Here is a 5,990-nt window from a genome sequence, read left to right on the forward strand (position 1 = left end):
GACCTGCTGCCCTTCAACTGCAAAAAACAGCCAGCCTGAACCCCGCCTTACGACGTGCACTGAAATGCGCACTTACGAACGACAGGCTGCTTTTGGGCGTCAAAGGTATCCTATTGGGCTGAGTTAGAAGTTCGCTGACAGAAGCGCTTGACACTGTCGAGGATGTCGTCGGCCGTTTTGGTCCACACGAACGGCTTGGGGCTTGCATTGCTGGTCTCGATGTAGCGCCGGATCGCCACCTCCAGAGCATGGGTACTGCGGAAGACGCCCCGTTGGAGTTGCCGCCGGCTCAGCAGCGCAAACCAGCCCTCGATCATGTTGAGCCAGGAAGCGGATGTGGGCGTGAAGTGCAGGTGATAGCGTGGACGCTGCGCGAGCCAACGATGGATCAGCGGGGTCTTGTGGGTCGCCGCATTGTCGAGGATCACATGCACCTCAAGGTCGTCCGGCACATTCTGGAAGGCTGGCCGGATAGCTGACAAACTGCTCTCAACAATTGCGAAGCAAGACCACTAAGACGATGCCGCGCTCGGCTATAATCTCCTCCCGAATTTCGGAGGCTGACGTTGAAAGCCAGATACCACCGACCGCACAGCAGGATCATCAAGTGTCGATATGACAGCCTCGGAGCAACACGCACCTCTGGAGCTTACCCGGCACGTAGGTGAACTGATTAACCAGACGGTTTTGTACATGCCGCCCAAGACGAAGCTGGCTTTGTCATAAGGTGACCTAACTCAGGACGAGGAGCCTCATCACCGCAGATACGCAGTGTCAGCCATGCGGTCGCAAGATTGCTTGTGATCACCGGCTGGCCGATCTCCCTTTCGATTTGCGCAGCAATCTGAGCCGAACGCAGAGCGGTGCATGAAATAAACAGCGCCTCGGCATCCGCCACCGCAGCGGCACGAGCTACGGCAATGAGTGACTCGGGTTTAATGCGAGCCATGTCACGATCATCCTCCAGGCCCAGGGAGGAAAATCTCGCGATGTCATAGCCGTAGTCTTCGAAGTAGTCGGCCATCGGCCTGCTGGTTTCCAGAACATAAGGGGTTAATATGCTGATACGCCGCAGCCCGAGGCTGTCCAATGCGTGACGGACAGCAGACGGGGGAGTTATCACAGGAACCTCGGGCTTTGCCTCACGGATAGCTGCTTCGATCGCATCATCGCCCATCACAACCGAAGCCGACGTACACGAGTAGCAGATCGCGTCGAGTGGTTCATCCGGAAGGATCAGGGTTGCTCCCTCGCTGAGTCTTGGCTGCATTCGGCGAAGATTGTCGGGCGTTGTTGGGTTCGTGTAAGCAATCCGCGCTGTGTAGATCCCGATCCGTTCTCCCGCAACCATACGCTGAAAGTCAGGTTCGGTCGTATGGTCAGTCGCAAGCACAACCAAGCCGATCCGCTTCTCTACGGGCCTTTCGTCGAACGCCAGTGGGGAAACCATTTGTTCGATGACAACTTTACTCATCGCTATATCTCCTGGTGTGTTCTGGAGCGCCAAATCCGACTCCACAGCGCGAGCTGCGTCCACTCCCGGCCCAAAGCGTCCTATCCATACCACTTGGGGAGGCAGGCAAGCCACCATCATTAAGGGAGCAAACTTAACAGCAAAAGCGAACGATGGTAACACCCTGATTGGGCGCTAGGCGTTTGACCTGTGCCAACCGGGCCGCAGCGACTTCGTACAGGCGATCTGCGCGAAATCCGGCGAGAGTGGTCGTGAGGCTGCAATGTAGTGGGTTTCCGCCGCGGTGACATAGAAGCTGTTATGGAAGTGTTGGCTTGGTTTCATGGTAATGCCTCTATTGCCAAACATGGAGCCGCTGACATCTGTGGGGAGATCGAGGGAGAATACCCACTCCCGTACGGTCGAGAGACATGTGAACCTCTCTGGTGTCAGCGTCAGCTCGGAATCGTGAAGTGCTTATGAGCCGCTGAGGTGGGGCTGCTTGTGATCGGGCAAGCGCCCTCGGACGGGCTCCAAGATGTCCACTAGTTAAAAATGGAACGTGCCAGCCTCCCACCAAGGCCTAGGACAGGAGTAGCGCCGGCCCTCTCTCCGAAGCACATTTGAACGGCGACGAGATCCCAGAAGGATCTCATGGCCGGAGTCCCAAACTCAAGTTTCGGTGCAGGATCACTGTGTTGTCAGAGGGTGATTCTCCGCCTGCCTTGTCGGCAACGCTAGCTTGTGGTGGGGGGCTCTCATCCCGAATCGCGAGTAGAGAAAGAAGCAAACCCGTATCCATCATCAGTTTATCCTCATGGGAGTGAAAGAATGACCCTTCATAGCGTCCTCTTACAGTGAGGGAGATCACTGTTACAAGGCAACAAAGGCCGGACCTGCTGGCGGCGTCTGACTCAGTTCTCTGATTCAGTTATTCTCCTCCACAGTTGCGACCACCGCGAGGCAGTCGCCTGTCTTGATGAGCCCGGGGAAATGCCGGGCTGCGAGAACGCCGTCGAGGGCCGCCCGATACTCGGTTGGCGCCTGTCCGGTCCGTCCGATGGGATGAATGCGGGCGATCACATCGCCTGCGCGCACCGGGTCGCCGAGATCGACGCAGGGCTCGACGAGCCCGTCATCCTCCGCGAAGCGGAAGCAATCGCTGGAGGGCATGTCGAGCCAGCAGGTCGGCCCAGTTTCCGGCGCACCGGCAACAATGCCTGCGTGCTTGAGGACATTCATGACGCCGCGCTTGGCGATGCTCACGGTTTTCGCCGAGGACGTGCCGCCACCTGACAGTTCCGTGGTCACGAAGACCTTGCCCATCGCTTCGGCTGCGGTGTCGTACATGCCGACGGCGTCGATCTCGATCATCCGCATCGAGTAGGGCGCCGAAAAGGCCGCGACGGCCTCGAAGCAGCGTTTCTCCTGCTCCTTGTCGGGCAGCTCATGGGCGGCCGCATAGGGCAGGAAGTCGAGGGTGCGTCCGCCCGAGTGGAAGTCGAGGACGATGTCGGCGAGCGGCAGCAGCGTGCGCTGGAAATAATCGGCGATCTTCTCCGTCACCGTGCCGTCCGGGCGTCCGGGGAAGCTGCGGTTGAGATTGCCTCGGTCGATGGGCGAGGTGCGGGTTCCCGCACGAAAGGCCGGGTAGTTCATGGCAGGCACGATGATGACGCGCCCTTGAACCTGATTGGCATTGAGCGTGCGGGCGAGATCGAAGAGGGCCACCGGGCCTTCGTATTCGTCACCGTGATTGCCGCCGGTGAGAAGCGCCGTCGGCCCGTCGCCGCGCTTGACGACCGTGATCGGGATCATCACCGAGCCCCAGGCCGAGTCATCCCGGCTGTAGGGCAGGCGCAGGAAACCGTGCTGCACCCCGTCCGCATCGAAGTCGACGCTGGCGACGATGGGGGAGGGGCGCTGGAGAGGCGTCATGATGTTCATGGCTTCACGAAGAGCTGGCGTGGCACGTTGGAGAGGCATTCGACGCCGGTTTCAGTGATGAGAATGCTCTCGGTAATCTCCAGGCCCATGTTCTCGAGCCAGAGCCCCGTCATGAAATGGAAGGTCATGCCGGGCTTGAGTTCGGTCCTGTCGCCGGGGCGCAGGCTCATGGTGCGCTCGCCCCAATCCGGCGGATAGCTCAGGCCGATCGGATAGCCGGTGCGGTTGTCCTTCACGATGCCGTAGCGCTTGAGAACGGCGAAGAACGCATTGGCGATATCCTCGCAGACATTGCCGGGTCTGGCCGCCGCAAGGCCTTCCTCCATGCCTTCCAGCACGGCCTTTTCGGCATCGAGGAAGGCTTGCGTCGGCTTGCCGAGGAAGACGGTGCGCGAGAGCGGGCAGTGATAGCGCTTGTAGCAGCCGGCGATCTCGAAGAAGGTGCCTTCGCCGCTGCGCATCGGCCTGTCGTCCCAGGTCAGGTGCGGGGCGGACGCCTCCTCGCCCGACGGGAGAAGCGGGACGATGGCAGCATAGTCACCGCCATAGCCGTCGACGCCGCGCAGGCCCGCGTCGTAGATCTCCGCCACGAGGTCGTTCTTGCGCATGCCGGGCTCGACCGTCTCGACGATGCGCCGGTGCATCGCCTCGACGATGCGGCCCGCCACCTTCATGTATTCGATTTCCGTCGGGCTCTTGACTGCGCGCTGCCAGTTCACGAGCGACAGCGCGTCCTTGAAGGTCGCATTCGGCAGGTGCTTGACCAGCGACAGATAGGCAGCGGCGGAGAAATAGTAATTGTCCATCTCGACCGCGATGGTGCCCTTGTGCCAGCCGCGTTCCGCGATGATGCCGGAGAGGAAATCCATCGGATGGCGTTCCGTGGATTGGACGTAGTGGTCGGGATAGCCGATGATGTTGTCGTGAGCGAGATAGGCGGTGCGCTTCGCGCCGTTGGCGTCCTGGCCGCGGCCGAACCAGATTGGCTCCCCATCGGGCGGCACCAGCACGCATTGATGCACGTAGAACGACCAGCCGTCATAACCTGTCAGCCAATGCATATTGGACGGGTCTGTGACGATCAGGAGATCGATCCCCGCCTTCTCCATCGCCCTGCGGGTCTTTGCGAGACGCTCGGCATATTCTGCTCGGCTGAAATTGAGATTGGGCGCGCTCACGAAAGACCTCCAGTTGCTTCTTTTGCAGTTGATGGATCTGCCCGCTCCGGCGTCACGGGCGCGTGCATGGGCGAGGGTGGCGATGGCGGTGTCCTGCACGCCGGTTCCGGTGAGGTCGCACATACAGTCAGGTGGAGCAACCTGCCGGTACACAAACGTGCAGGACATGAGGGAATGAGCTTGCGCTTCCACGCTAGGCATCGGATTGGGATGCTGAAAGCCGAGTCTTCCCGCAGGCACCGAGTGCATTCGTAACCCCGTGCGTGGCAGAAGCGAGACCTTTCATGTCACCTCCCAAGGATATGGGCTGCCGAAGTGGCGTCGGCCGGATCACTGCAATCTATGAGGGAGTGGAGTGCTATTGACGGCTTTATGGGACAAAATTAGTCTGAGATCGGGCAAAGTTGGCCCGGATAACGCAGAAAATATGCATGCCCGACCTTGATCGCTTCGATGCGGCTATTCTTGAAGCCGTGCAACGGAATAACCGCCTCACGTCAGAAGAACTTGGAAAGCTCGTCAATCTCTCTCCGACGGCATGCCAACGCCGCCTCAAGCGACTTCGGGCTGAAGGAGTGATCGAAGCTGACGTGGCCATCGTGTCTCCAAAAGCTGTCGGCCGCAGCGTGACGATGATTGTCCTCGTGTCGCTTGAGCGTGAGCGCGCCGATATCGTTGATCGTTTCAAAAGCGCAATCCGCTCGACCCGGGAGGTGATGATCGGGTTTTACGTCACAGGAGATGCAGACTTCATCTTGGTTGTTACGGCCAAGGGCATGGAGGATTACGAGCAGTTTACGCGCCGGTTTTTCTACGAGAATCCGGATATCAAAGGCTTCAAGACCATGGTTGTAATGGACAGAGTGAAGGCGAGTTTCGGGTTCCCTATCGATGCCGACAATCCCGTGTTCGGCCGTAGCTGAGGGCACTAGTGGGCTGAGTTAGAAGGTCGCGGACAGAAGCGTTTAACACTGTCGAGGATGTCGTCGGCCGTTTTGGTCCACATGAACGGCTTGGGGCTTGCATTGCTGGTCTCGATGTAGCGCCGGATCGCCACCTCCAGAGCATGGGTACTGCGGAAGACGCCCCGTTGGAGTTGCCGCCGGCTCAGCAGCGCAAACCAGCCCTCGATCATGTTGAGCCAGGAAGCGGATGTGGGCGTGAAGTGCAGGTGATAGCGTGGACGCTGCGCGAGCCAACGATGGATCAGCGGGGTCTTGTGGGTCGCCGCATTGTCGAGGATCACATGCACCTCAAGGTCGTCCGGCACATTCTGGTCGATGGTGTCCAGAAACGCGCGGAAGTCCCGGGCCGTGTGACGCGCCCGGCATTCGCCCGCCGCCACGTGCTGACCGCGCCGGCTGCTCACCCGGAGGAAGAACGCCCGCAGGGGACCCGGGGCTCGCGCCGCG

6 protein-coding genes and 1 pseudogene are annotated in these 5,990 nt (G+C 59.9%); 1 reads left to right on the plus strand and 6 read right to left on the minus strand.

The features are described 5' to 3' along the window. Positions 1-110 precede the first annotated feature (110 nt). From DC522_RS32130 to doeA, 5 genes and pseudogenes are all read right to left on the minus strand, one after another. Positions 111-455 (minus strand): annotated as a pseudogene (locus DC522_RS32130) (transposase); the annotation flags it as partial. Between the two features lie 218 nt (positions 456-673). After that, on the minus strand, positions 674-1,474 hold the full coding sequence (gene eutA / locus DC522_RS32135) for an ectoine utilization protein EutA (RefSeq protein WP_116532508.1): 801 nt from the start codon (positions 1,472-1,474) through the stop codon (positions 674-676). Between the two features lie 174 nt (positions 1,475-1,648). After that, positions 1,649-1,798: a hypothetical protein gene (locus tag DC522_RS35260; protein WP_165820419.1), complete on the minus strand. Its 150-nt coding sequence runs from the start codon at positions 1,796-1,798 to the stop codon at positions 1,649-1,651. Between the two features lie 582 nt (positions 1,799-2,380). Beyond that, positions 2,381-3,391, minus strand: coding sequence for a N(2)-acetyl-L-2,4-diaminobutanoate deacetylase DoeB (gene doeB / locus DC522_RS32140; protein ID WP_116532511.1), 1,011 nt, complete (start codon positions 3,389-3,391; stop codon positions 2,381-2,383). A 5-nt stretch (positions 3,392-3,396) separates the two neighbouring features. Further along, positions 3,397-4,578, minus strand: a complete 1,182-nt coding sequence (gene doeA, locus DC522_RS32145) for an ectoine hydrolase DoeA (RefSeq protein WP_245444726.1) — start codon at positions 4,576-4,578, stop codon at positions 3,397-3,399. Positions 4,579-5,009: 431 nt separating this feature from the next. On the opposite strand from doeA, the gene DC522_RS32150 reads away from it, so the two are divergent. Then, the gene (locus DC522_RS32150) at positions 5,010-5,501 is read left to right on the plus strand and encodes an Lrp/AsnC family transcriptional regulator (RefSeq protein WP_116532510.1); all 492 of its coding nucleotides are present in this window, start codon (positions 5,010-5,012) and stop codon (positions 5,499-5,501) included. A 5-nt stretch (positions 5,502-5,506) separates the two neighbouring features. On the opposite strand, the gene DC522_RS32155 is transcribed toward DC522_RS32150, so the two are convergent. Next, a partial coding sequence (locus DC522_RS32155) for a transposase (RefSeq protein ID WP_205769893.1) occupies positions 5,507-5,990 on the minus strand: 484 nt, incomplete at its 5' end.

The sequence above is a fragment of the Microvirga sp. KLBC 81 genome (assembly GCF_003075415.1).
GTDB lineage: Bacteria > Pseudomonadota > Alphaproteobacteria > Rhizobiales > Beijerinckiaceae > Microvirga.